This is a genomic window from Kitasatospora sp. NPDC001683 (genome assembly GCF_053596495.1).
Window position 1 is genome coordinate 1 of record NZ_JBSFGK010000107.1, and the last position, 23,467, is coordinate 23,467.

A 23,467-nucleotide genomic window follows, 5' to 3' on the forward strand; every position below is an offset into this window, starting at 1 on the left:
GCCGAAGTTCAAGGACGACCTGGGCAAGCGCGCCGTCGACCAGCCGCAGGGCCCGGTCCGGCGCCGCACGGCTCGGACACCGGTTCCAGCGCCAACCGCTACCGTTGCTGTCGGGGCCGCCGCCCGTACGGAAGCCCCCGACCCGGCCGCGCCGCACCCCACCGGGGCCGCGGCGCTACACCGACTGGCGGAACCCGGCGAGGGTGCGGCCAGGGCACCCGACCCGGAGAGCAGGACCATGAGCGACACCTGGCAGCGCCTGCGCCGCGAGCACCCCCGGTTGCTCGACGCCGCCGGAGGCCTGGCCCTGATCGCGGTCACCGGCCTCGGCGTCACGGTCGACCAGACCACCGGGCACTTCGCCCCGGTCGACCCGACCACCGGCGTCCTCGCCCTGATCGCCGCCGCGGCCGTGTTCTTCCACCGCCGCCACCCGCGCACGGCGGCCGCCGTCGCGCTCGTGTGCACCATGCTGCTCACCCCGCTCAGCCCCAAGCTCACCCCGATGCTGGCCACCCCCCTCCTGCTCGCGCTCTACTTCCTCGCCGTCCACACCGACCGCGCCACCGCCCTGCGCGCCTCGATCGCCACCGCCGTCCTGCTCACCGGGACGTCCCTGCTGACCGGCCCGGGCGGCCCGATCGGCGAACGGATCGGCGTCCTCGCCTGGGCCCTGCTGCCCGGCGCCCTCGGCGACTCCATCCGCAACCGCCGCGCCCAGCTCGCCGAGATCGAGCAGCGCGCCGAACGCGCCGAACGCACCCGCGAGGAGGAGGCCCGCCGCCGGGTCGCCGACGAGCGGATCCGGATCGCCCGCGACCTGCACGACGTCGTCGCCCACCACATCGCCCTCGCCAACGCCCAGGCGGGCATCGCCGTCCACCTCATGGACAGCCACCCGGTGCAGGCCCGCGAGGTGCTCAGCCACATCACCGACGCCACCGGCTCCGCCCTCCAGGAGCTGCGGGCCACCGTCGGGCTGCTGCGCCGCGCCGAGGAGCCGGCCCCGCTGGAACCCGCCCCCGGCCTGGACCGGCTGCCCGAACTGATCAACACCTTCGAACGGGCCGGCCTGCCGGTCCGCCTCACCGTCGAGGGCGAGTCCCGGCCGCTGTCACCGGGCGTCGACCTCACCGCCTTCCGGATCGTCCAGGAGTCGCTGACCAACGTCGCCAAGCACGCCCACGGCGCCGACGCCGAGGTCACCCTCTCCTACCGCGGCAACCGGGTCGCCGTGAGCGTCGCCAACGGCCGCCCCACCACCACCGGCCGCCCCCGCACCGCCCTGCTGCCCCCGCCCGCCCCGGGCGAGAGCGGCTTCGGCCTGATCGGCATGCGCGAGCGGGCCGGCGCGGTCGGCGGCCGCCTCACCGCCGACCGGCGGCCCGACGGCGGCTTCCTGGTCACCGCCGAACTCCCGCTGCGCACCGGAGCCCGCGACGACGTCGAGCCCTGGACGGACGTCCCCACCCGCCCCGACGGCGCGACCGAGCCGGGCAGCCCGGCCGCGCCCGCCGCCAAGGACCGACCAGCCCACGCGTTCTGGCGCGACTGCACCGTCCGGCCCGCGCGCACCTCCGGCTCCGACCGGTCCGGCGCCGACCCGACCGACTCCGCCGATTCTCCGGGCTCTCCCGGCTCCCCCGGCTCCACCCGACAAGATCGCGCCATCCGAAAGGACAAGGATCACGCATGACCATCCGCGTGCTGCTCGCCGACGACCAGGCCCTGCTGCGCGGTGCCTTCCGGATGCTGATCGACGCCGAGGAGGACATGGAGGTGGTCGGTGAGGCCGCCGACGGCCGCGAGGCGGTGGAACTCGCCCGGGCCACCAAGCCCGACATCGTGCTGATGGACATCCGGATGCCCGGCGCCGACGGCCTCGGCGCGACCGCCGAGATCTGCGCGGACGAGGAGCTGTCCGGCACCCGGGTGCTCATCCTGACCACCTTCGAGATCGACGAGTACGTGGCCCAGGCGCTGCGCGCGGGCGCCGGGGGCTTCCTCGGCAAGGGCGCCGACCCGAAGGAACTGCTGGCCGCCGTCCGCACCGTCGCGGCCGGCGACGCCCTGCTCTCGCCCGCCGCCACCCGGGCCGTGATCGATCAGTTCCTCGCCCAGCCCGACCCGGCCGCCGCGGCGCCCGCCGAGCGGCTCTCCGTCCTCACCGCCCGCGAGCGCGAGGTGATGTCGATGGCCGCCACCGGACTGACCAACGAGGAGATCGCCGTGCGGATGTTCGTCAGCCCGTTCACCGTCCGCACCCACGTGCACCGGGCGATGGCCAAGCTGGACGCCCGGGACCGGGCGCAACTCGTCGCGATCGCCTACCAGTCCGGACTGGTCCCGCCCGGCAGACCGTCCTGACGGTACGTCACTCCTCGGCGCCGCGACTGGTGCCTGCCGCCTTCCGCCTGCCGCAAGAGCGGACTGAGGCAACGTCAAACTCCCGCCGCTGAACCGTTCAAGATCGGCCCTGGCCGAAAACCGCCGCCGAACTGATGTGTCAGCGAGTAGTCTGCCGATGACTCAGGATGAGGAGGATGTTCGTGGAAACCAAGGACACGGCCGGCGAGGTGCGGGTTCTCCAGCCGTTGCCCGGGCGCACGGAGGGCGGATCGCAGGCGTTCGAGCTGCGGGTCGCGCGTCTGCTCCACGTGCTCGGGGTCGAGGTCGCACCGGGGGCGGACTACCAGGGCGCGGCCCGGTGGGAGGTCCACAAGGCGCTCGCCGGGCGGTCCGAGCTGCCCGAGGAGTACTTCGAGCCGCTGCTGGAGGCGGCGGTCCACGACCCCAACCCGAGCTTCAACCGCCGCTTCGTCGAGCCCGCCCTCATCGCCTTCGGCCAGCGCCGGGTCCGCCTGGCCCTGCTCGGCTACCTGCAGACCGGCACCAACCCGGAGCGCGCCGGTGCCGCCCGGGCCTGGTACTGGACGGCGCTCACGGTCGGCGGCGGTCGGTACGCGACCGCCGACGAGGGCGCGACCGTCCGCGACAGCTGGAACGAGGTCGCGCTGCGGGAGTTCGTCGCCAACGAGGACCTGGACGTCCGCCGCTGCATCCTGCCGGGCCTGCCGCTGGTGCCGCGCGCCTACCCGACCGAGCTGCACGCCCTGGTGGAGGCGGCGGTCGCGATCGCCCGCTCGCACCCCGACGAGTACATCCGCCACCGCGCCGAGGTCCAGACCGCCCTCTGACCGCCGGGGTCGTCCGCCCCGGGTGCGTCCCGCCCGAGGCGCGGCGCGCGTACCCGGGACGCCGGGCTCGCGGTGAACTCGTGCTCCGGGTCAGCCCGTTGTGACGGTGATGTCGCCGACGTCCGTCCCCAGGTCGAGCTTGTACTTGCCGTTCGGGTCGTTATGGACGCCGATGTGCTTCTCGCCGACGTCCGTCCCGGCGCTGACGCGGTAGGAGCCGTTCGGGACGGTGAGGTGGATCTCGCCGTTGTCGGTGCTGGCCTTGATGTCCTGGGCCTTGCCGGGGTCGAGCTTGATCCCGCCGTTGTCCGTCTTGGCCTGGATCCGGTCGCCCTTGAGCGAAGTGCCGCTGATCTCACCGTCGTCGGTGCGCAGGTCGACCGATCCGGAGGCCTGGTCGACCGAGATGTCGCCGGCATCGGTGTGCACCGACACCTCACCGACCTGGGAGAGGTGGATCCCGCCGGCGGAGGTGCCGCCGCTGACCGGCAGCCCGGCGGGCAGCTCGACGGTGTAGCTCACCGAGCAGTCGTGCCCGCAGCCGCCGAGCACCAGGATCCCGCCGTCGACCCGGGTGGTCGTCCCGGGCCTGCCGTCGTGGTAGGTGATCTTCCGGTGGACGGAGGCACTGCCGGCGCCGGCCTTGCCGCGGACGGTGACGTCTCCTGTGGAGTCGTCGATCTTGACGGCGGTGATCCCGTCCGGGACGGTGGCGTCGTCGCTGAACTCGGTCCCGACCGGGTCGCAGGCGGTGAGCACCGCGATGGCGAGCCCGGCGACCACGAGAGCCCCGGCACGACGCTGCTGGCTGCGGTACTGGAGCATGGTGGTTCCCCCCACGTCATGCGCGATGTTCGCGTGCTGACCCCGTGCGACCGCCCCTCGGTCCGGAGCCGTCCCGACGACCGTAGCCGGGGGCGGGGGCCCGGGTCGGTGGGGCAATCCCCCCGATCCGAGGTCCCGCAGACCCCACCCCGGCCGCCGTCAGGGCTTGCGCGCGACCGCGCCCTACCCGCTCGCCCGCCCGGCACGGCTCACCCCCGGTCTCGCCTTCGTCGCGCCCCCGCGCCCGTCCCGGCGGAGGATGGAAGCCCGGGCGGTGGGCCCGGCGGAGCCGGCGGATCCGACGAAGGCCGCCGGCCGGGCGTGACACGGGAGGAGCGAGGCCGTGGGAATCGCTATGGCGGACATCCGCGAGTGGCGCGGCCAGCCGGTGGTCGACGAGAAGGGCCACCGCATCGGCACGCTGGAGTCGGTCTACGTCGAGACCTCCACCGACGAGCCGTTCTTCGCCACCGTCATGACCGGCTTCACCAACCGCCGGCTGGTCTTCGTCCCGCTGGAGGGCTCGGTGGCCGGCCCGGCCTACCTGCGGGTGCCGTACCCGAAGAGCAAGGTCAAGCAGGCGCCGGCGATCGGCACCGACGACATCCTGCCGGCCACCGACGAGCCCGAGGTCTTCGCGTACTACGAGCTGCCGTACGCGACCGGGGCCGGGGGCGAGCGCCGACTGGCCCGCCGCTGATCGGCGGGCGGGTCGCGAGGACTCCGACCAGCCGGGAATGAATACCCCACCGGGTACACTCGTCAATCGACAGTCGATGGGAAAGGCGGCCCGGACATGCAGGTGGACGAGGAAGCGGTCGGCGCGGTCCTGAACCGACTGCGTCGGGCCCAGGGCCAGTTGGCCGGGGTGATCGCGATGATCGAGGCCGGTCGGGACTGCAAGGACGTCGTCACCCAGCTCGCCGCCGTCTCGCGCGCCCTGGACCGGGCCGGGTTCAAGATCGTCGCGAGCGGGATGCGCCAGTGCATGGCCGCCGCCGACGAGGACTCCGCGCCGATGAGCGAGGCCGAGTTGGAGAAGCTGTTCCTCGCCCTGGCCTGAGCGCGGGCCCACCAGCCCCGCGAACCCCGGAGGGCCGCGACGGATCGCCCGTCGCGGCCCTCCGCGCGTTCCCGGTCCCCGCCGTGCGTTCCCGGCCCCGCCCGATCCCGCCGCAGAAACGGTTCCGCCCCGGAGTTCCCGAACGGCCCGACGCTCCGTCATGTGCCGTTCACACCCCGGTCGCTGGCCTTCGGATGAATGAGCCCGTCCGCAGTTGTACAGCCAACTGCGGACGGTCCTCCCTCCCAGCCTCCGTGACCAGCCGCGCACGGCCCCGCCTCCGTCCCCCGGCGGACCGGGCCCGCGCCGGCGGACAGGACAACCGTGGCCGCAGGCAGCGCCCTGACCCTGACCTCCTCCAGCACCCCCGCCGAAGGCGACCGGCTCACCTTCCACTGGACCACCGACGCCCCCGACGCCAAGAACTGGGTCGGCATCTACGACGGAAGCCGCCGGCCCGGCACCGGCGCCTCGCTGCTCTGGAAGTACACCCCGGGCAGCTCCGGCGACGTCCAGCTCGACACCTCCGCGCTCACCGGCGGCCCGTACACCGCCTACCTGCTCGCCAAGGACGGCTACGGCGTCCTCGCCGAGAGCGCCCCGTTCAGCTTCCGCCCCAAGCCCCCGGTGGTCCGCCCACACGCCGCCGTCGACTCCTTCACCGCCACCCCGGTCGCCCCCGGCGCCGCCGTGAAGATCAAGCTCGGCGGCCTCTGGTCCCGCCCGGCCGGCAACGCCCCCGGCTCGGCGAGCCACCGCAAGCTCGGCGGCGCCGCCTGGGCCTCGGTCAGCTCCGACGGCACCATCACCGGCACGGCGCCCGCCACCCCCGGCCGCAACGCCGAGCTGATCGTGGTCGGCGTCAAGGACAGCACCGGCGCCACCGACACCGTCACCGTGCTCGTCCCCGTCCTGGACCCGGCCGCCCCGCTGCGGCTCAAGACCGCCGGCTGGAACCTGCACGAGGCCGGCTCCGGCTACACCGACGCGCTGGAGAAGCAGCTGCGCATCGTCCTCGCCCAGGGCCTGGACGTGCTCGCCCTGCAGGAGACGGCCGGCGAGCGGGCCAGGACCCTGGCCGACGCCCTCGGCTGGTACGCCCACCAGAGCCCCGGCAGCGTCGGCATCCTCAGCCGCTACCCGCTCACCGACCTCACCCCCGCCACCGCCGAGCTGCCCGCCGTCGCCGCCACCGTCCAGCTGCCCGGCGGCCGCAGCGTCCGGTTCTGGGCCGCCCACCTGGACGAGACGGGCTACGGCCCGTACGCGGTGCAGGACGGCAGCAGCGCCGCCCAGGTGCTGGCCGCCGAGAACGGTTCCGTCCGGCTCAAGCAGGCCAGGGCGCTGGCCGCCGCGGTGCGCGCGGACCTCGCCCGGCGGATCCCGGTGGTGCTGGCCGGCGCCCTCTCCTCGCCCTCCCACCTGGACTGGACGGCCGCCACCGCCGCCGCCCACGGCGTCGTCGGCCCGCTCGCCTGGCCGGTCACCACCGCCCTCCAGGACGCCGGGCTCACCGACGCCTTCCGCGAGGAGAACCCCGACCCGGTCAAGGCCCCGGGCACCACCTGGTCGCCCACCCGCAAGCGGCGCGGCGACCGCCCCGAGCCGCAGGACCGCGTCGACTACGTCCAGTACGCCGGAGCGCTGAAGTTGGTCGAGGCGCACACCCTGGTCGCCGACTGGCCCCAGCCGGAGCCGAACACGGCCGCCAACGAGTGGCCCTCCGACACCGCCGCCGCCGTCGCCACCTTCCAGCTCTGAGAGGCCAGTTCACGATGCCCGAGCTCTCCCGCCGCACCTTCGTCGGCGCCTCCGCGGCCGTCGGCGCCGCCGCCCTGACCGGCCTGTCCGCCACCCAGGCCGAGGCCACTCCCGCCGCCGCGACCGCCATCGCCCTCACCGGCACCGTCAAGGACGTCAAGCACGTGGTCGTCCTGATGCAGGAGAACCGCAGCTTCGACCACTACTTCGGCACCCTGAACGGCGTGCGCGGCTTCGGCGACAAGCAGGCGCTGCAGTTCCCGGACGGCACCGACGTGTTCCGCCAGCCCGACAACCGCCGCAGCGACGGCGGGGTGATGCTGCCGTACCGGATGGACACCTCGAAGTACAACGCGCAGAACGCCGGCGGCCTGGCCCACGACTGGGCGACCGGCCACCAGGCCATCAACAACGGCGCGATGAACAAGTGGATCGCCGCCAAGGGCGAGCGCACCATGGGCTACTTCACCCGGGACGACATCCCCTACCAGTACGCCCTGGCCGACGCGTTCACCCTCTGCGACGCCTACTTCACCTCGCTGGCCGGCCCCACCGACCCCAACCGGCTCTACCTGTGGACCGGCACCGCGGGCCCCGGCCGCGACGGCACCACCGGCCCCTGGATCGACAACACCCCGGTCACCGACAACCCCGTCGCCGACTGGACCACCTACGCCGAACGCCTCGAGTCGGCCGGCGTCAGCTGGCGGGTCTACCACAACCCCAGCAAGGACGACCGCACCGGCGACTACGACGACAACGCCCTCTCCTACTTCAAGCAGTTCCACGACTTCCCGCACGACGACCCGCGGTACGTCAACGCGATGACCAAGTTCGACCCCACCGACTTCGACCGCCACTGCAAGGACGGCACCCTGCCGACCATCTCCTGGCTGGTCGCGCCCTACCTGTTCTCCGAACACCCGGAGGCCGGCCCCGCCTACGGCGCGCACTGGGTCAACCAGGCGCTGCAGTCGCTGATGTCCAACCCGGCGGTCTGGCGGCACACCGTCTTCCTGGTCATGTACGACGAGAACGACGGTTACTTCGACCACGTGGTCCCGCCCACCCCCGAACCCGGCACCCCCGAGGAGTTCACCCAAGGGCGCGCCATCGGCCTCGGCAACCGGGTCCCGCTCTGGGTGGCGTCCCCCTGGTCGCGCGGCGGCTGGGTCAACTCCCAGGTCTTCGACCACACTTCGGTGCTGCGCTTCATGGAGCTGGTCACCGGCGTGGCCGAACCCAACATCTCCGCCTGGCGCCGGGCCGTCTGCGGCGACCTCACCAGCTGCTTCGACTTCGCCGCCCCCGACCACTCGCTCCCCGAGCTGCCCGACACCAACGCCCTGATGGCCAGGGCCGACGCGGGCACCAAGCTGCCCGGCGTCGCCCTCCCGGCGGCCGGCGCCCAGTCGATGCCCGTCCAGGAGCGCGGCGAGCGCCCGCACCGCCCGCTGCCGTACCAGCCGTGGGCCGACGTCGCGGTGGACCGCCGGACCGGCAAGGTCACCTGCACCATGAGCAACGACGGCTCGGTGGCCTTCCCGTACACCGTCTACCCGAACATCCTGCTCCCGTTCGCGGGCACCCCGTACACCGTCGCTCCCGGCGCGAGCGCGACCCACGTCTGGGACGCCGCCGCCACCGACGGCCGCTACGACTTCACCGTGCACGGCCCGGACGGCTTCGTGCGCCGCTTCGCCGGCACGGTGGTCCGGGACGGGCAGGACGGCCAGAACGACATCGGCGTGCCGATCGTCACCGCCGACCTGCGCGGCAGCCTCAAGCTCACCCTCCAGGTGGCCAACGACGGCCTGACGGACGTGGCCTTCACCGCTGCGCCCAACGACTTCGCGGGCAGCGCGCGGACCGTGTGGGTCGAGCCCGGCAAGCAGGTCAACCTCGCCTGGCCGCTGGACGGGCAGGGCCGCTACGACGTCGTGGTGACCGCCCACACCGGGCAGCGCTTCGTCCAGCGCTACGCGGGCTGGGTGCACTGACCTCAAGGTCTTTCCGGCCGGGGGCGCCGATCCGGTGACCCCCGGCCGTGGCTCGGCCGCGGCGACGGACCCCGCCGCTACCGTCGGGCCCATGCAGAAAATCACCACCTTCCTGTGGTACGACGACCAGGCCGAAGCGGCCGCCACCCTCTACACCTCGTTGTTCCCCAACTCCCGCATCACCAGGGTCACGCGCTACGGCGAGACCGGCCCCGGGGCGGCCGGCTCGGTGATGACCGTCGAGTTCGAACTCGACGGCCGGCCCTACGTGGCGCTCAACGGCGGTCCCGAGTTCCCCTTCACCGAGGCGGTCTCGCTCCAGGTCGAGTGCGACGACCAGCGGGAGGTCGACGAGTTCTGGGCCAAGCTCACCGCCGACGGCGGCCAGGGGGGCCCGTGCGGCTGGCTCAAGGACCGCTTCGGTCTCTCCTGGCAGATCACCCCGCGCGTCCTGCTCGAGCTGATCGGCGACCAGGACCGGGCCAAGGCCGACCGCGTGATGGCGGCCATGCTGCGGATGCAGAAGATCGACATCCAGCAGCTGCTCGCCGCGGCCAGGGGCTGAGGCCGTGACCGCCTTCAGCCACCGGAGCATCGTCTACCTGCGCGCCACCCCGGAGCGGGTCTGGCACGCGCTCACCAACGCCGACGAGTCCGGCCTCTACTGGGGCCACCGCAACGTCTCCACCTGGCTGCCCGGCGCGCCCTGGGAGCACCAGCGCACCGACGACTCCGGGATCGCCGACGTGATCGGCACCGTCGAGGTGTCCGACCGCCCGCACCGGCTGGTCACCACCTGGGCCGGGCCGGAGGGGCGGCGCGCCGAGGGGCCCTCCCGGGTCAGCTTCGACCTCCGGCACTGGCACGACCTGACCAGGCTGACCGTCACCCATGAGAACCTCGCCGACGAGGACGAGCGGACGGACGCCGAACGGGGCTGGTCGGCGGTGCTGTCCAACCTCAAGACCTACCTGGAGACCGGCCACCCGCTGCCGCAGCAGCCCTGGCTGATGCCCTGACCTCCCGGAGCCCCGCCGCAGTGGGCCCGGATCAGCGCCCGGCCCCCGCCACCGGGCGCTTCGGTTCGTCCTGCCGGCGCCCGCCCCGCAGGGCGGTGCGCAGCCGGGCGAGGCGGGAGAACCGCTCCCGGCTCACCAGCGAGGCCCGGTCCAGCTCCTCCATCAGCCGCCGGCTGCGGTGCTCCAGGTCCAGCTCGTCCAGGATCCGGTCGACCTCGGCCAGCATCGAGCCGTGCAGCTGCCAGGCCTCCGGGTGCTCCTGCACCCGGCGCAGCAGCACCTCGGCGACGTTCTCCCGGGTGGCCCAGGCCGCCGCCAGCTCGGCGGTCAGCCGCTCCTCGGCCTCCTCCGCGTTCCGGCTGACCTGGGTGGTGACCAGTACCGCGAAGCTGACCATCGCCCCGCCGACGTGCGCCAGCAGCTCCTCCAGCCCGACCGCGACGTCGGGCGGGAACAGCCGCTCCCGCGGCCCGCGCCGCTTGGCCAGGTCGGTCAGCGAGCGGGCCAGCACCCGGATCACCACCACGCAGATCTCCAGGGTGTCCAGCCCGGTGCGCAGCACCAGCCGGGAGAGCAGCCCCTCGCTGATCCGGGGGTTGAACCGCAGGCTGTCCTCGGCCTGGCGCAGCGCCGCGTCCACGTCGCTGATCGCCTGGTCGAGTCGGCGGGCCTCGTGCAGCCGCTCGGCGGCCCGGGCCACCGGGGTGGGGCGGCCCAGCTGCTCGGAGATGTCGAGCAGCAGCTGGCGGGCCCGCCGGGCGAGGTCCTCGATCGACTCCCCGGCGGTGTCCACCCAGACCGGCGGGGCGAAGAGCAGGTTGAACAGCAGACCGACGGCCGCGCCGATCAGCGTCTCCAGCACCCGGTCCCAGGCCTGCGAGGCCAGCTTGGTGACGCCGAGGATCAGCATCGCGCTGATCGCGACCTCCTGGACGAACTCCTCGACCCGGACGAACCGCCCGATCACCAGGGAGGCCAGGATGATCAGCCCGAGGCTCCACCAGGAGAGCCCGACCACGGCGCTGAAGCCGATCGCGATCAGCACCCCGACCACCACCGAGACGACCCGGCGGACGCTGGTCTTGAGCGTGGAGTAGACGGTCACCTGGACCACCAGCAGCGCGGTGAGCGGCGCCGTCAGCGGGGCGGGCTCGCTGCTGAGCTGGGTCGCCACCCCGTAGGAGAGCGTGGCGGCCACGGTGGCCCGCAGGGTCTGGACGGCGAACGGGTCTCGGGCGCCGCGGCGGACCACGGCCGTGAAGGACTCCGGGAGAAGAACCATGTCGGCCTTCTTTCCCCGCGACCGCAACTAACACCGCCGGTCGTCCGAGGGACTACTCGTCCGGGGCCGTCCGGCGGATCGGACGGCCCCTAGCCCTCGCGGTTGAAGCGCAGCTTCCAGGGCGCGAGCGCGGACTCCACCTGCACCCCGAGGCTCATCTTCGAGGCGCCCTCGATCCGCTCCTCGAACCGGATCGGCACCTCGCGGATGGTCAGCCCGCGCTGGATCACCCGGTAGTTCATCTCGACCTGGAACGAGTAGCCGTTGCTCCGCACGGTCGGCAGGTCGATGGCCCGCAGGGCGCCGGCCCGCCAGGCCTTGAAGCCCGCGGTGGCGTCCCGGACGCCCAGGCCGAGGATCGCGTTGACGTAGAAGTTCGCCCAGGCGGACAGCGCCTTGCGGTGCCAGGGCCACTCCTCGGCGGTCGAGCCGCCGGGCACGTAGCGGGAGCCGAGCACCACGGCGGTGTCGCCGGCGAGCAGGGTGCTGACCATCGCGGGTATCGCCGAGGCCGGGTGCGAGAGGTCGGCGTCCATCTGGATCACCACGTCGGCGCCCTCGTCCAGGGCCCGGCCCATACCGGCCAGGTAGGCGCGGCCGAGGCCGTCCTTCTCGGTCCGGTGCAGCACGCCGACCGTGCCCCCGGAGTCGGCGGCCAGCTTGTCGGCGACCTCGCCGGTGCCGTCGGGGGAGTTGTCGTCGACCACCAGCAGGTGCAGGTTCGGTACCGGGAGGTCCGCGAGGAGCCCGGCGAGGACCGGAAGGTTCTCCCGCTCGTTGTACGTGGGGACGACGACAACGACCTTCGGGGAGGCCTCGACCATGTTCTGTTTCCCTCGTGCCCTCGTCGGCCGGCACCCCGTGCCGCACCGTTCGGTTCTCCGGACGACCTGCGCCGCTGATTAGACCGTGTGAGTGTAGCCGGGCCGCGGACCGCCCCGGGCCCGGGGCCCGCGCACCGGGCCGTCAGGCCGTGCCGTAGACGGTGGCCAGGTTGTCCTGGGCGGGGTGGGTGTGCCCGGCCGGCCCGGCGGCGAAGGCGCGCAGGACGTTCTCGGTGACCTTGCGGACCAGGTCCCCGGCGTGGGAGTCGATGCCGTGGTCGGCCTTGCCGCCGCCGGGGCCGTGCGCGTCCAGCGTCTCCACCCAGCGCATCGTCCCGGTGGCGAAGACCCCGGCGCCGCTGGGCACGGTGTAGTACGCGGTGTCGGAGTGGGAGCGCCGGCCCTCGCAGACCACGGGGGAGTGGGCGATCACCTCGATCGGGCGCGGGGTGGGGAAGGCGGTGTCGACCCGGTCGTACTCCACGCCCACCAGGTGCGGGAAGGACGCCCCGGCCGCCACGCCGGTGCCCTCGAAGGCCCAGTGCCCCGGCGAGGTGACCACGTACGGGGCGTCCACCGGGTAGCCGTCGTAGATCACGCCGAGCATCGAGCTCTCCGGGTCGGCGCCGGGCCCGACCCGGAAGTCGGTGGTCGCCGGGGCGCCCGACTGGTGGCCCGGGTCCTGCGCCCAGGCGTCCTTGTAGCAGACCACCGTGCGGTCCGGCCCGAGCTCGGTGGGCTCGAAGCGGATCCGGCGGAAGCAGCAGTTGGCGCCCAGGATCGCCAGGTTCGCCCCGGCGTCGCGGGCCGCGACCACGTTGGCGCGCTGCTCGGGGGACCAGTACTCGTCGTGGCCGAGCGACAGCACGGCGACCGCGCCGTGCAGCAGCCCCGGGTCGCGGGCCACGTCGATCCCGGTGGTGTAGGCGAGCGGCAGCCCGAGCTTCTCGGCCAGGGCGATCAGCGGCGCCTCGTAGACCAGGAACAGCCCGGCGCCGTGGTCGTAGTCGTACGGCCGGTCGAAGACGACCCGCAGCGAGCGGGTGGCCAGGGTGCCGGTCGGGCCGTTGTAGAGGCTGTAGCCGCCCCACTCGTTGTAGGCCTGCCAGGTCGCCGGGGCGCTCATGACCACCGTCCGGCCGGCGGTGCTCGCCGAGCGGACGGTGAGCGGGACGTAGCTGCGGCCGGAGCCGTCCTCGGCGTCCAGGCGCAGCAGGTAGGCGCCCTCCGGCCAGCCGGCGGTGTCCACGGCGAGGGTGCGCTGCCAGCCGGTCAGCACGGTACGGGTGGCCTGGTCGACGTGCGGGGCGGCCTGCTCGGCACCGGGGACGTGCTCGCGGCGCCAGACCAGCCGGGCCCGGGCACCGCCGTACCAGCCCATCCGGTACGCGGAGACGGTGAAGGCGGCGGCGGGGGTGGAGACGTGCAGGCCGAAGGACTCGCCGGGCGGCACGCTGACCCGGTCGGCGAAGGCCTCGACGGCGCCGGGCCGACCGGGGTCGGTGATCTCCCAGTCGGCGTTGCCGGGCAGGGACTGCTCGTCCGGGGCGTCGCCCTTCAGACCGGAGTGCTGGGCACCGGTGGGTCCGGCGGTGCCGGGGGTGCCCTGGCCGTCGGGCGTGGGGCGCGCGGCCGGGTCCGGATGCCGGGCGCCGCAGGAGGTGACGGCGGCCGCCATCAGTCCCAGGCCCAGGATTCCCCGCCGACTCGCTTCCGCCACCGCTGTCTCCCTGCTGCTCCGTCACCGCACCCCTGGGTCCGTCAACCTCGTGAGTCAACGTGCGCGGACATACTTACCCCTTTCGAGGAGCCGTCGGACACCGCCGCGCCGGAGGCCCCGAGCACGGCCGGTCGGCGACCGCCAGCCGGGAGGGCCGTACGGGCGCACCTCGGCGTGTTGGCCAGCGGGGTTGCCGGGCGGTCCCGGTCCGGTCGCCTAGCCTGACCAGGCCCGCCGTCCGGCGGCCTGGGGGTCCGGAACCGTGTGGCGGCCGGCCGAAGTCGTGGACAGGGGTGTACGTGGTCTCGTCGGGTTCGGCCCCATGGGGAACGACTCCTCCGCCGCGGGGCGGGAGGTTCCGGGCCTGGATGCTCGAAGGCCTCTCCGACATGGCCAAGCAGCACCCCGGCCCGCACGCGGAGGCGCCGGGGCACGAGGGCCAGGCCTGGTGGCGGGTGATGTGTCTGACCGGCGTCGACTACTTCTCCACGCTCGGGTACCAGCCGGGCATCGCGGCCCTGGCCGCAGGTCTGCTCTCGCCGGTCGCGACCATCGTCCTGGTGGTCGTCACCCTGCTCGGAGCGCTCCCCGTGTACCGGCGGGTGGCCCAGGAGAGCCCGCACGGGGAGGGCTCGATCGCGATGCTGGAGCGGCTGCTGTCGTTCTGGCAGGGGAAGCTCTTCGTCCTGACACTGCTCGGGTTCGCCGCCACCGACTTCATGATCACCATCACCCTGTCGGCTGCCGACGGCGCCGCGCACCTGGTGGAGAACCCGCACGTGCACAGCCTGCTCGGCGGGAAGCAGATGCTGGTCACGCTGGTCCTGGTGGCCCTGCTCGGCGCGGTCTTCCTGCGGGGCTTCGGCGAGGCGATCGGAGTCGCCGTCGTGCTGGTGGCCGTCTACCTGCTGCTCAACGTGGTCGTGGTGGTCAACGGCCTGTGGCACGTGCTGAAGGCGCCCCACGTGGTCACCGACTGGTCGAGCGCCCTGACGGCCCAGCACGGCAACGCGATCGCGATGATCGGCGTGGCGCTGACCGTCTTCCCCAAGCTCGCGCTCGGCCTCTCCGGCTTCGAAACGGGCGTCGCGGTGATGCCGCACATCAAGGGGGACCCGGACGACACCGAGGAGAAGCCCACCGGCCGGATCCGGGGCGCGCGCAAGCTGCTCACCACCGCCGCCGTGATCATGAGCATCTTCCTGATCGCGACCAGCTTCATCACCACCGTGCTGATCCCGGCCGAGGCCTTCAGGACCGGAGGGCAGGCGAACGGACGCGCACTGGCCTACCTCGCCCACGAGTACCTCGGCAGCACCTTCGGCACCGTCTACGACCTGTCCACCATCGCGATCCTCTGGTTCGCCGGGGCCTCCGCGATGGCCGGCATGCTCAACCTGATGCCCCGGTACCTGCCGCGCTACGGCATGGCCCCGCACTGGGCCCGCGCGGTACGGCCCCTGGTGATCGTCCTCACCCTGATCGCCTTCCTGGTCACCTGGATCTTCGACGCCGACGTGGACGCCCAGGGCGGCGCGTACGCGACCGGCGTGCTGGTGCTGATCAGCTCGGCCGCGATCGCGGTGACCATCGCCGCTCACAAGGCCGGGCAGCGCCGCTGGCGGTCGGGGTTCGCGGTGATCGCCGCGGTGTTCCTCTACACCACGGGGGCCAACATCGCCGAGCGGCCGGACGGCGTCAAGATCGGTGCCTGCTTCATCGTGGGCATCATGCTGGTCTCCTTCCTCTCCCGGCTCAAGCGGGCCTTCGAACTGCGCGTCACCGACGTGGTGCTGGACGAGGTCGCGGAACGGTTCGTCCGGGACTACATGCACCGCCCGCTGCGCCTGATCGCCAACGAGCCGAACAGCCGGGACCTCACCGAGTACCGCGAGAAGCTCCGCCAGATCCGCAAGGACAACGACATCCCGGCCGAGGACGACCTGGTCTTCGTCGAGGTCACCGTGCTCGACCCGTCCGACTTCGAGGCCGAACTGACCGTGCGCGGCGAGGTGCTGCACGAGCGCTACCGGGTGCTGTCGCTGCAGAGCTCCAGCGTGCCCAACGCACTGGCCGCCCTGCTGCTGCAGGTGCGCGACCTCACCGGGCAGCAGCCGCACATCTACTTCGAGTGGACGGAGGGCAACCCCTTCGCCCAGTTCCTGCGGTTCTTCCTGTTCGGGCAGGGCGAGATCGCGCCGGTGACCCGGGAGGTGCTCCGCGAGGCCGAGCCCGACCGCAGCCGCCGGCCCGCGGTGCACGTGGGCTGAGCCGGTTCAGGCTTCGTCGGAGAAGGGTTCGTCAGACCACCGGAACGACGCCCGGTCGCCGCGTATGTGCAGCAGGAACTCGGCGACCGGCCCGTGCGGGGACACCAGCGTGAGCGTCCCGTCGATCCGGTCGTACGCCCGCTCGAAGGCTTGGAAGTTCTCGGCGTCGACCAGGGCAGCGGACTCGTCGAACCACGGCTTCACCTCGACGAAGCCCGCCTCGGGGACGAATCGGCCGTCCAGCCAGGGGAAGTGGCCGTCGTCCACCACGATCTCACCGAGCAGCTCCCCGCCGCGCAGCAGTTGCCAGCGATCTCCGATGGGCATCGGTACGCCCTCCCGTCCGGGCCCGTCCGGTGAGCCCTGCCGGGAGTCTTGCACCTGCCACTGACATTTCCGTCCGGCGCCCGGTCAGCGGGGCGGGCGGTTCTTGCTCCAGGCCGGTGCCACCAGGGCCACCAGGGCGACGGCGAAGGCGAGTTGGAGGATGTGACGGATCCAGTCGATGCCCGAGGTGTGGCGGACGCCGACCCAGCCGGAGACGGCGTTGCCCAGCCAGGCCCCCGCGGCGCCGAGCAGCATGGTCAGCCACCAGGGGATCGACTGCGGCCCGCGCAGGATCAGCTTGGCGAGCAAGCCGAGCACGAATCCGATGAGCAGAATCCACAGGAGCTGGAACATCGCGGCCCACCTTCCCGGCGCCGCCGGACCGCACCGGTGCGCCGAATCGCCGAAGTCGCGGCTCGTCCCATGATCACCCGGTTCGGCCGAACGGGCACGTCGACGGGAGACGCCGCAGGTGGCGGGCCCGGTGTCGACCGGTCCGGGGCGGCGGAGGGGCGAGAACGCGCCGCGGGTGGGGCCGGAAACGCACTGTCCGGCTGCTGCTTCGTGCCGATAGGAATGGCTCCTGGCACGCGGACCCGCCGCGTCGCCCGAGAGGAGCCGCCCCCGTGACCCGACTTCGCGCCGCCGTTCTCACCCTCGGCTGTACCGCCGCCGCCCTCACCCTCACCATGGGTACCGCCCAGGCCGCACCCGGCGACACCAGCACCGTCTGCTCCTCGTCGCTGACCCCGGACGGCTTCGTGGACGTCCAGTGGTGGAACAGCGCCGGCTGCGGCTCCGGATTCAACCCGAACACCAAGAAGATCATGCAGCTCACCGGCTACCCGGTCGGCACCGTGGTCAACGCCTGCTCGTCCACCTGGCCGCCGGCCGGCTGGACGATCGTCGGCAGCTTCTACGGCTCGGGCTGCCAGTACTCCTCCGTGCCGAGCTTCAACAACAACTCCTGGCAGCTGAAGCGCGTCTCCTGAGGCCGGACCAGCCCGAGTCTCAGAGCGCCCGGACGTCCTCGACGGCCTCGCGGACGTCCGGGTGCGGGTCCTCGGCCAGGCGGTCCAGCAGTTCGGCGACGCCCGGTGTGGACCAGCCCTGGACGGCCCAGACCAGCTCGCGGCGGACGGCCGGGTCGGGGTGGGCGGCCAGCCGGGCGAGGCGGTCCACCGGGCCGCGGCGGCGCAGGCCGAACCAGTGCAGGGCGGCCCGCAGCGCGGCCGGGTCGCCGGGCTCGCCCGCCGCCTCGAGCCGCGCGAGCAGGACGGGCACGGGCGGCGGCGGGCCGTCCAGCGGGTGCGGATGACGCTCGCGCAGCCGCCGGCTGCCGTACTCGCCGCGGATCCGGCAGCCGAAGCAGGTGCACGGGCGGGTGCCGTGCGCGCCAGGGAGGTAACGCCAGCCCGCGACCTGCGGCACCGCCCGGATCCGGTGCACCTCGCGGGCGCCCACCGCGCGCGGCACGACCACCTCCCAGCCGCGCGGGTCCGGCAGGGCGGCGATCCGCGCGACCGCCTGGGCGGCGGACAGCCACCGCTGGGCGTCCTTGGCGCGGTCGCGGTAGTGCCCGACCAGCACCTGCTGCGCGTCGTCCAGGCGGACGTGCACCGCGGCCAGCGAGCCCTTCGGGCCGAACCGGGCCAGTTCGCGCAGCCACTGGTGGGTGAGGGTGTAGGAGGGCAGCACCGGGAAGCAGTACACCCCGCGCACGCCTCCCTGGGCCCGGCTGTCGGCCCGGATCCCGGCGCGGCGGATGCGCGGCGTGTTCGCCGCGGCCGTCAGGTGCACGAACATCGCCATGGGAGCGGATGGTAGTTGTCCGGGCGGCCCCGGATCGACGGGTTTTCGGTGCTTACACCGGCGGCTCCTGGGCGGTGCGGCGGCTGATCAGGGCGGCCAGACCGTCCAGGATGCGGGCCAGGCCGAAGTCCAGGGCCTGATCGCGCCCGTCCGGGTCGGCCATCGCGGCGGCCACGGCGGGGTAGCGGTCGGCGTGCCGGTGCACCACGGTGCCGAGGGCGGCGAGGAGTTCGGCCTCGGGGGAGCCGTCCGGGCCGGCCGCGCGGGCCTGCTCCGCGATGGTGCGCACGTGCCCGGCGAGCAGCACGGCGGCGTCCATCCGCTCGGCGCCGCTCAGTCCGCGGCCGTCGAGGGCGGCCACCACCCGCTCCAGCCAGGCGAGTTCGTTCGGGCCGAGCACCCGGGGGCCGAGGGTGGCGTCCAGCAGCCACGGATGCCGGGCGAAGGTCTCCGCCAAGTGGTGGGCCCAGGCGGTGAGTTGCTCCCGCCAGTCGAGGGCGTCCGGGGCGGCGGGAGGCTCGCCGACGGCCGACTCGACCATCAGCGCGACCAGCTCGGCCTTGCCGGGGACGTAGCGGTAGAGCGACATCTTCGTGAAGTCGAGCAGCCCGGCCACCTTCTGCATGGAGACCGCGCCCAGCCCTTCGGCGTCCGCCACCTCGACACCCGCGGCGGCGATCCGCTCCAGGCTGAGGGCGGGCTTCGGCCCGCGGGTCGGTCGGGCGGGTCGCTCCCAGAGCAGCCGCACCGTGTCGTTCGCCGCCTCGCCCATCGTCCGCTCCCGTCCCGGGGGTTGCCTGTCCGCGTCAACTGTGTCTATCGTACACAGCAATGAACAGTGTCCTGCAGACACAGTTTCTCGAGCCTCAGAACTCAGACCTCTGACCTCGGACCTCAAACCTCGGATGGAGTGGTTTCCATGAGCGCTTCCCCCCGCACCCGCGTGCTGATCTCGGGCGCGAGCATCGCCGGCCCCGCCCTGGCCCACTGGCTCGGCCGGTACGGCTTCGAGGTCACGGTGGTCGAACTCGCCCCGGCGCTGCGCGGAGGTGGGCAGAACGTCGACTTCCGCGGACGCACCCACCTCACCGTGCTGGAGCGGATGGGCGTGCTGGAGGAACTGCGCGCGCTCGCCACCGGTGGCAGCCCGCTCGCCTTCGTGGACCAGGAGGGGCGCCAACTGCTGCACCTGCCGGCCGACTTCGCGGGCGGCGAGCTGGAGATCCCGCGCGGGGAGCTGGCCCAGGTGCTGTACCGGCACGGCAACTCCCGCGCCGAGTACGTGTTCGGCGACTCCGTCGAGGCCCTGGAGGAGACGCCGAGCGGCGTGCGGGTGGCCTTCCGGCGCGGCGCACCGCGCGAGTTCGACCTGGTGATCGGCGCCGACGGCCTGCACTCCACCGTGCGGCGGCTCGCCTTCGGGCCCGAGCAGCGGTTCGTCCGCCACCTCGGCTACTACGCGGCCACCTGGCAGCTGCCCAACGACGACGGTCTGCCGGTCGGCGGGGTGGGCCTGAACGTCCCCGGCCGGCTGATGTCCGTCGGCGCCGACCACCGCGACCCGGCCAGGGCGGGCGCCTTCTGCCTCTTCGCCTCGCCCGAACTGCGCTACGACCGGCACGACATCCGGCAGCAGAAGGGGCTGATCCGCGCCGCCTTCGCCGGCCTCGGCTGGCGGGTGCCGCAACTGCTGCGGAGCCTGGACGCCGCCCCCGAGCTGTACTTCGACTCGATCAGCCGCGCCGACGTCCCCAGTTGGTCCGTCGGTCGGGTGGCCCTGCTCGGTGACGCCGCCTGCGGCGCCACCATCGGCGGGATGGGCACCGGGACGGCGGTGGTGGCCGCGTACGTGCTGGCGGGAGAGCTGGCGCTGGCCGGTGGCGACCACCGGGCCGCCTTCGCCCGGTACGAGGAGCTGCTGCGCGGCTACGCCCGGGGCTGCCAGAAGGGCGGGGACCGGACCGGCCCGTTCCTGGCGCCGCGCACGGCGACCGGGCTAAGGGTGCGCAACGGGCTGCTCAACCGGCGGTGGGTGCTGAACCGGATGCTGGAGCTGGGCAAGCAGGTGTCCAGCGTCGAACTGCCGGACTACCCGGCGCTGTTGGAGGCTCGGGTCAGTGCGGCGGGCTGATCCGGGTGCCGTTGTCGAGGAGCGTCTCGACCTGGACGGCGGCCCGGGCGGGCCGCTCGACCGAGAGGGTGTGGTCCGGGGCCGGGCGGTCGGCCGACCAGTCCGGGCCCTTGACGGTGAGCCGGGTGACCCGTCGGCTGCCCGCCGCGAGCAGGTGGTCGGCGCCCTGCGGGGAGCGCCACCACGTCCAGGCCACGGTGGCCGGCTCGAACCGGCTGCACGACCGGCCCGGCCCGCCGACGGTGCGCTGCGGACCCCGGGCGGAGGGCAGCAGCACGGCGGTGGCCGCACTGCCCTCGCCGGTCCCGGTCGGCGGGCAGGGCAGGTAGGCGAGCCGGACCAGCCTGCGGTAGTGGTGCACCAGCGCGGCCTCCGCCTCCGCCACCGGGCGCGCCGCACCACTCCGGGCCGCCGGTGCCGCGTCCGCCGTCCGTCCTGCCAACCGGGCCTCCCGGTGCCGTCAGTACAGTCAGTACAGTCAGTGCCGTCGTGGTGGACGGTCCAACGAGTCGATCATGTGATGGTTGCGCCGTCCGGGTTGGAGGTTCTGTCACCGGGGGCCCGGAGGAGCGCCGGCGGATCGTTCGTCGGAGGAGTGTTCGCACGTCGGGGCCCTTGGTCCCACCCGTTCGGCCCCTTGGCCCCTGGCGGTTCGCGCGGTCGGAGGCCATGCTGCGGGTACCGGCCGGGACGATCCGCGCCCGGTCGGACCAGCGTCGTTGGACGAGGTGAACCGGCGTGCCGCATGCCACCGTCGAATCCGTGATGACCAGCCCCGTGGTCCGGGTCGCCCCCGAGACCGGCTTCCGGGAGATCGTCACCCTGCTGACCGAGTACGACATCACCGGGGTGCCGGTGGTGGACCCGGACGGGCGGCCGCTCGGGCTGGTGTCGGAGGCGGACCTGCTGCGCACGCTGGCCGCGCAGGAGGATCCGGGCAGCCTGCTGCCCGCGCCCGAGTCGGCGCGGGTGGGTCATGGCGGCGAGGTCACGGCGGCGGACCTGATGACGGCGCAGCCGGTCTGCACCACGCCCGACACCAGCGTGGTCGCGGCGGCCCGGCTGATGAGCCGGCACGGGCTCAAGCGGCTGCCGGTGCTGGACGAGGAGGGGCGGGTCATCGGGATGGTGAGTCGCGGGGACCTGCTGCGGGTGTTCCTGCGTGAGGACCGGGTGATCCGGCGGGAGATCGTCGAGGAGGTGCTCGGCCGGATCGACGGGGTGAGCCCGGCGGAGATCGGGGTGGAGGTCGACCAGGGCCGGGTGGTGCTCAGCGGCACCGTGCCCGAGCCGCACCTGGTGCCGATCGTGCTCAACCTGTGCCGTTCGGTGGACGGGGTGGTCTCGGTGACCGACCGGCTCCGGACCGGGGGCGCCACCACGTCGGTCGGCTGATCGTCCCGCCTGCCCGGTCGCTCCGGTCGCTCCCGTTCGTCCGGACCGCCCCGGACTGCGAAGGTCCGGTTCGCATACTGCGGAACGTATCGGGTACTCACTCTGTGTGCCCGGCGGTTCGGATGGCCGGGGCACCGGAGCATTGGGGAGGCGGCCGTGGCAGTCGTGTTCGACGCGGACTTCACTTCGACCAGGCAGTGGATCGCCGGGCGCAGCAGCGCGTACCCCCGGATGGGGCCGACCAACCGGAGCGACCACAAGCTCGACTACCTGAGCCCCGAGTACTGTCCCGGCGGGGTGTTCTCCGCCGTGCGGCGGCGCACCGGCGGACTGTGGACGTGCAACCTGCTGACCACCGAGGGCAGTCCGGAGGGCTTCCAGGTCCGTGCCGGGGACGTACTGTCGGCGCGGGTCACCCTGCCGTTCGAGCTGGGCGCCTGGCCGGCGATCTGGACCTGGCGGGACGGCGGCAACGAGGTGGACGTCTTCGAGTACCACCCGGACAACCCGGACCTGTTGGAGATCTCCAACCACGTCCGGGGCGGCTTCCGGTACTGGCACGGCGGTGCCGTCGGGATCGGTCCGGGGGCGAGCTTCGGCCTGCGGGTGGTGTTCGGCGCGCACTCGGTGGACTGGTACGTCGAGGACGAGCTGGTCTACGCGGACCTCCGCGGGGTCGGCTCCAGTTGGCACGCCTACCTGATCGTCAACCTGTCGGTGGCCGACGGGACTTACCACGAGCGGCCGCCGTTCGGCGGGCCGGACCGGATGAGCTGGGTCTGCGAGAGCCTGACGGTCGAGCGCTGAACCCCGTCGGGCGCGGTCGGCGCCGTCAGGGCGCGAAGGCGGCGGTGATCGGGCCGCCCGGGCCGGAGCGTTGGAACCAGACCGCCCGGCGGTGCGGGCCGATGTGCGCGGGGTCGGTGACGTACAGGTCGTCGCGCGGGGCGCGTTCGTTGCCCGGAGCCAGCGCGGCGTCCACGGCGCGGTCGGCGAGCGCGCGCAGCAGGGCGGCGGCGGTGGCCTCGGCGGCGCTGGGGGCGATCGCGAGGGCGGTGAGTTCGGCCCAGAGCGCGGTGGACACGTAGCCGATCGGGGAGTGGTTGAGCGCGGGGTGGGGGTGGAGGTCGGCGTGGTGGCGGAGCGCCCCGGCCGCGACGAGCTGCTCGGGGGAGCGGTGGTCGTCGGGCGGATGGTGGTTCATGGGCGGCAACGCTACCCCCGGTGGGCGGGGCGGGATCGCAGGAACGTTTTTTCAGGCTTTCTTCACGGCGCTTTGACCGGTCGCGGGCGCACGATGGTGATAGGGCGCTGATCATCCCGGTGCGGTGCGAGTGGCTCAGCCCGTACCGCACCCCGGGCGGTGACGGTGCCGAACACCTCGGCGGGCCCGGTGGGTCGGAGGAGGAGGACCTGATGAGGCACTGGCATTGGCACGGCTACGGGCCCGGCCACGGAGGGCCGGGGGGCTGGGGCATCGCCCTGATGGCGATCATCGCGTTGCTCGTCCTGGCGGTGCTGGTGCTCCTGGTCGTCGCCCTGTTCCGGTACGTCTCGCGCTCGCGGCAGCCGATCCCGCACGGGCCCGGTGCTGCGGGCGTCGGTCCCGGCGGGCCGGGTGGCTGGGCGCACGGGCCCACCCCGGAGCAGGTGCTCGCGGAGCGGTTCGCGCGCGGCGAGATCGACGCGGAGGAGTACCGGCAGCGATTGGACACACTGCGCTCGCCGGACGGGCCGGGCGGCGGCTGACCGGGGGCTTGGGGGCGGTGGGGGGGGCCCCCGCCCGCCGGGGGGCGGGCCCCCCACCCCACCCCCAAAAAAAACCCCACAAAAACCGGCGA

At 73.4% G+C, this 23,467-nt stretch carries 25 protein-coding genes; 15 read left to right on the forward strand and 10 right to left on the reverse strand.

Features of this window, described 5'->3' with window-relative positions; genetic code table 11:
- The 3 genes from ACWCYO_RS34960 to ACWCYO_RS34970 form a co-directional block, all read left to right on the forward strand.
- A partial coding sequence (locus ACWCYO_RS34960) for a sensor histidine kinase (protein ID WP_449786480.1) occupies nucleotides 1-1,696 on the forward strand: 1,696 nt, incomplete at its 5' end.
- The gene (locus ACWCYO_RS34965) at nucleotides 1,693-2,367 is read left to right on the forward strand and encodes a response regulator transcription factor (RefSeq protein WP_449786481.1); all 675 of its coding nucleotides are present in this window, start codon (nucleotides 1,693-1,695) and stop codon (nucleotides 2,365-2,367) included. The genes ACWCYO_RS34960 and ACWCYO_RS34965, both read left to right, overlap by 4 nt.
- 182 nt (nucleotides 2,368-2,549) lie before the next feature.
- On the forward strand, nucleotides 2,550-3,197 hold the full coding sequence (locus ACWCYO_RS34970; RefSeq protein ID WP_449786482.1) for a hypothetical protein: 648 nt from the start codon (nucleotides 2,550-2,552) through the stop codon (nucleotides 3,195-3,197).
- A 90-nt stretch (nucleotides 3,198-3,287) separates the two neighbouring features.
- Here the strand turns inward: ACWCYO_RS34970 and ACWCYO_RS34975 are convergent, their stop codons facing one another.
- Nucleotides 3,288-4,037 carry a DUF4097 family beta strand repeat-containing protein gene (locus ACWCYO_RS34975; RefSeq protein ID WP_449786483.1) on the reverse strand — a complete coding sequence of 250 codons (750 nt, stop codon included), beginning with the start codon at nucleotides 4,035-4,037 and terminating at the stop codon, nucleotides 3,288-3,290.
- 340 nt (nucleotides 4,038-4,377) lie between these two features.
- Between ACWCYO_RS34975 and ACWCYO_RS34980 the strand changes: the two genes are divergently transcribed.
- From ACWCYO_RS34980 to ACWCYO_RS35005, 6 genes are all read left to right on the forward strand, one after another.
- Nucleotides 4,378-4,722, forward strand: coding sequence for a PRC-barrel domain-containing protein (locus ACWCYO_RS34980; protein WP_270151462.1), 345 nt, complete (start codon nucleotides 4,378-4,380; stop codon nucleotides 4,720-4,722).
- Nucleotides 4,723-4,818: 96 nt separating this feature from the next.
- On the forward strand, nucleotides 4,819-5,085 hold the full coding sequence (locus ACWCYO_RS34985) for a metal-sensitive transcriptional regulator (RefSeq protein WP_270149925.1): 267 nt from the start codon (nucleotides 4,819-4,821) through the stop codon (nucleotides 5,083-5,085).
- Between the two features lie 324 nt (nucleotides 5,086-5,409).
- Nucleotides 5,410-6,846 (forward strand): endonuclease/exonuclease/phosphatase family protein, encoded by a 1,437-nt coding sequence (locus ACWCYO_RS34990; protein WP_449786484.1) that lies wholly within the window; start codon nucleotides 5,410-5,412, stop codon nucleotides 6,844-6,846.
- Between the two features lie 14 nt (nucleotides 6,847-6,860).
- Nucleotides 6,861-8,846, forward strand: a complete 1,986-nt coding sequence (locus tag ACWCYO_RS34995) for a phosphocholine-specific phospholipase C (protein WP_449786485.1) — start codon at nucleotides 6,861-6,863, stop codon at nucleotides 8,844-8,846.
- 91 nt (nucleotides 8,847-8,937) lie between these two features.
- Nucleotides 8,938-9,411, forward strand: coding sequence for a VOC family protein (locus ACWCYO_RS35000; RefSeq protein ID WP_270149931.1), 474 nt, complete (start codon nucleotides 8,938-8,940; stop codon nucleotides 9,409-9,411).
- 4 nt (nucleotides 9,412-9,415) lie between these two features.
- Nucleotides 9,416-9,865 (forward strand): SRPBCC domain-containing protein, encoded by a 450-nt coding sequence (locus ACWCYO_RS35005; RefSeq protein ID WP_270149932.1) that lies wholly within the window; start codon nucleotides 9,416-9,418, stop codon nucleotides 9,863-9,865.
- A 31-nt stretch (nucleotides 9,866-9,896) separates the two neighbouring features.
- Here the strand turns inward: ACWCYO_RS35005 and ACWCYO_RS35010 are convergent, their stop codons facing one another.
- The 3 genes from ACWCYO_RS35010 to ACWCYO_RS35020 form a co-directional block, all read right to left on the reverse strand.
- Nucleotides 9,897-11,147 (reverse strand): FUSC family protein, encoded by a 1,251-nt coding sequence (locus tag ACWCYO_RS35010; RefSeq protein WP_449786486.1) that lies wholly within the window; start codon nucleotides 11,145-11,147, stop codon nucleotides 9,897-9,899.
- 89 nt (nucleotides 11,148-11,236) lie between these two features.
- The gene (locus ACWCYO_RS35015; protein WP_270149936.1) at nucleotides 11,237-11,971 is read right to left on the reverse strand and encodes a polyprenol monophosphomannose synthase; all 735 of its coding nucleotides are present in this window, start codon (nucleotides 11,969-11,971) and stop codon (nucleotides 11,237-11,239) included.
- Between the two features lie 142 nt (nucleotides 11,972-12,113).
- Nucleotides 12,114-13,691, reverse strand: a complete 1,578-nt coding sequence (locus tag ACWCYO_RS35020; RefSeq protein ID WP_449786487.1) for a N,N-dimethylformamidase beta subunit family domain-containing protein — start codon at nucleotides 13,689-13,691, stop codon at nucleotides 12,114-12,116.
- A gap of 368 nt (nucleotides 13,692-14,059) precedes the next feature.
- Here ACWCYO_RS35020 and ACWCYO_RS35025 point away from each other — a divergent pair, with 368 nt between their 5' ends.
- Nucleotides 14,060-15,961, forward strand: coding sequence for an amino acid transporter (locus ACWCYO_RS35025; RefSeq protein WP_449786488.1), 1,902 nt, complete (start codon nucleotides 14,060-14,062; stop codon nucleotides 15,959-15,961).
- Between the two features lie 6 nt (nucleotides 15,962-15,967).
- On the opposite strand, the gene ACWCYO_RS35030 is transcribed toward ACWCYO_RS35025, so the two are convergent.
- On the reverse strand, nucleotides 15,968-16,288 hold the full coding sequence (locus ACWCYO_RS35030; protein WP_270149941.1) for a hypothetical protein: 321 nt from the start codon (nucleotides 16,286-16,288) through the stop codon (nucleotides 15,968-15,970).
- An 84-nt stretch (nucleotides 16,289-16,372) separates the two neighbouring features.
- On the reverse strand, nucleotides 16,373-16,642 hold the full coding sequence (locus ACWCYO_RS35035; protein ID WP_270149943.1) for a GlsB/YeaQ/YmgE family stress response membrane protein: 270 nt from the start codon (nucleotides 16,640-16,642) through the stop codon (nucleotides 16,373-16,375).
- A 272-nt stretch (nucleotides 16,643-16,914) separates the two neighbouring features.
- On the opposite strand from ACWCYO_RS35035, the gene ACWCYO_RS35040 reads away from it, so the two are divergent.
- A complete protein-coding gene (locus ACWCYO_RS35040; protein WP_449786489.1) occupies nucleotides 16,915-17,280 on the forward strand; it encodes a hypothetical protein in 366 nt (121 codons plus the stop codon).
- A gap of 19 nt (nucleotides 17,281-17,299) precedes the next feature.
- Here the strand turns inward: ACWCYO_RS35040 and ACWCYO_RS35045 are convergent, their stop codons facing one another.
- Together ACWCYO_RS35045 and ACWCYO_RS35050 are read right to left on the reverse strand one after the other, a co-directional pair.
- Nucleotides 17,300-18,100 carry a HEAT repeat domain-containing protein gene (locus ACWCYO_RS35045; protein WP_270149946.1) on the reverse strand — a complete coding sequence of 267 codons (801 nt, stop codon included), beginning with the start codon at nucleotides 18,098-18,100 and terminating at the stop codon, nucleotides 17,300-17,302.
- Between the two features lie 52 nt (nucleotides 18,101-18,152).
- Entirely contained in the window at nucleotides 18,153-18,872 is a 720-nt protein-coding gene (locus tag ACWCYO_RS35050; RefSeq protein WP_270149947.1) for a TetR/AcrR family transcriptional regulator, read from the reverse strand.
- Between the two features lie 147 nt (nucleotides 18,873-19,019).
- Here ACWCYO_RS35050 and ACWCYO_RS35055 point away from each other — a divergent pair, with 147 nt between their 5' ends.
- Nucleotides 19,020-20,231, forward strand: coding sequence for an FAD-dependent monooxygenase (locus ACWCYO_RS35055; protein ID WP_449786490.1), 1,212 nt, complete (start codon nucleotides 19,020-19,022; stop codon nucleotides 20,229-20,231).
- On the opposite strand, the gene ACWCYO_RS35060 is transcribed toward ACWCYO_RS35055, so the two are convergent.
- On the reverse strand, nucleotides 20,215-20,673 hold the full coding sequence (locus ACWCYO_RS35060) for a hypothetical protein (RefSeq protein WP_449786491.1): 459 nt from the start codon (nucleotides 20,671-20,673) through the stop codon (nucleotides 20,215-20,217). The genes ACWCYO_RS35055 and ACWCYO_RS35060 overlap by 17 nt on opposite strands.
- 296 nt (nucleotides 20,674-20,969) lie before the next feature.
- Between ACWCYO_RS35060 and ACWCYO_RS35065 the strand changes: the two genes are divergently transcribed.
- Nucleotides 20,970-21,626: a CBS domain-containing protein gene (locus ACWCYO_RS35065; RefSeq protein WP_270149952.1), complete on the forward strand. Its 657-nt coding sequence runs from the start codon at nucleotides 20,970-20,972 to the stop codon at nucleotides 21,624-21,626.
- Nucleotides 21,627-21,782: 156 nt separating this feature from the next.
- Complete coding sequence (locus ACWCYO_RS35070; protein WP_270149954.1) at nucleotides 21,783-22,433, forward strand: LamG domain-containing protein; 651 nt, start codon at nucleotides 21,783-21,785, stop codon at nucleotides 22,431-22,433.
- A 25-nt stretch (nucleotides 22,434-22,458) separates the two neighbouring features.
- On the opposite strand, the gene ACWCYO_RS35075 is transcribed toward ACWCYO_RS35070, so the two are convergent.
- Entirely contained in the window at nucleotides 22,459-22,830 is a 372-nt protein-coding gene (locus tag ACWCYO_RS35075; protein WP_270149955.1) for a hypothetical protein, read from the reverse strand.
- A 212-nt stretch (nucleotides 22,831-23,042) separates the two neighbouring features.
- Here ACWCYO_RS35075 and ACWCYO_RS35080 point away from each other — a divergent pair, with 212 nt between their 5' ends.
- Nucleotides 23,043-23,375 carry an SHOCT domain-containing protein gene (locus tag ACWCYO_RS35080; protein WP_270149957.1) on the forward strand — a complete coding sequence of 111 codons (333 nt, stop codon included), beginning with the start codon at nucleotides 23,043-23,045 and terminating at the stop codon, nucleotides 23,373-23,375.
- Nucleotides 23,376-23,467: the final 92 nt, after the last annotated feature.

Excerpts from the sequence above, each read along its gene's own strand:
- ACWCYO_RS34980 (WP_270151462.1), top strand. The coding sequence starts at position 4,378 with ATGGCGGACATCCGCGAGTGGCGCGGCCAGCCGGTGGTCGACGAGAAG.
- ACWCYO_RS34985 (WP_270149925.1), top strand. The coding sequence starts at position 4,819 with ATGCAGGTGGACGAGGAAGCGGTCGGCGCGGTCCTGAACCGACTGCGT.
- ACWCYO_RS34965 (WP_449786481.1), top strand. The coding sequence starts at position 1,693 with ATGACCATCCGCGTGCTGCTCGCCGACGACCAGGCCCTGCTGCGCGGT.
- ACWCYO_RS35075 (WP_270149955.1), bottom strand. The coding sequence starts at position 22,830 with ATGAACCACCATCCGCCCGACGACCACCGCTCCCCCGAGCAGCTCGTC.
- ACWCYO_RS35010 (WP_449786486.1), bottom strand. The coding sequence starts at position 11,147 with ATGGTTCTTCTCCCGGAGTCCTTCACGGCCGTGGTCCGCCGCGGCGCC.
- ACWCYO_RS34995 (WP_449786485.1), top strand. The coding sequence starts at position 6,861 with ATGCCCGAGCTCTCCCGCCGCACCTTCGTCGGCGCCTCCGCGGCCGTC.
- ACWCYO_RS35025 (WP_449786488.1), top strand. The coding sequence starts at position 14,060 with ATGCTCGAAGGCCTCTCCGACATGGCCAAGCAGCACCCCGGCCCGCAC.
- ACWCYO_RS35050 (WP_270149947.1), bottom strand. The coding sequence starts at position 18,872 with ATGGGCGAGGCGGCGAACGACACGGTGCGGCTGCTCTGGGAGCGACCC.
- ACWCYO_RS35015 (WP_270149936.1), bottom strand. The coding sequence starts at position 11,971 with ATGGTCGAGGCCTCCCCGAAGGTCGTTGTCGTCGTCCCCACGTACAAC.
- ACWCYO_RS35045 (WP_270149946.1), bottom strand. The coding sequence starts at position 18,100 with ATGGCGATGTTCGTGCACCTGACGGCCGCGGCGAACACGCCGCGCATC.
- ACWCYO_RS35055 (WP_449786490.1), top strand. The coding sequence starts at position 19,020 with ATGAGCGCTTCCCCCCGCACCCGCGTGCTGATCTCGGGCGCGAGCATC.
- ACWCYO_RS35030 (WP_270149941.1), bottom strand. The coding sequence starts at position 16,288 with ATGCCCATCGGAGATCGCTGGCAACTGCTGCGCGGCGGGGAGCTGCTC.
- ACWCYO_RS35000 (WP_270149931.1), top strand. The coding sequence starts at position 8,938 with ATGCAGAAAATCACCACCTTCCTGTGGTACGACGACCAGGCCGAAGCG.
- ACWCYO_RS35080 (WP_270149957.1), top strand. The coding sequence starts at position 23,043 with ATGAGGCACTGGCATTGGCACGGCTACGGGCCCGGCCACGGAGGGCCG.
- ACWCYO_RS35035 (WP_270149943.1), bottom strand. The coding sequence starts at position 16,642 with ATGTTCCAGCTCCTGTGGATTCTGCTCATCGGATTCGTGCTCGGCTTG.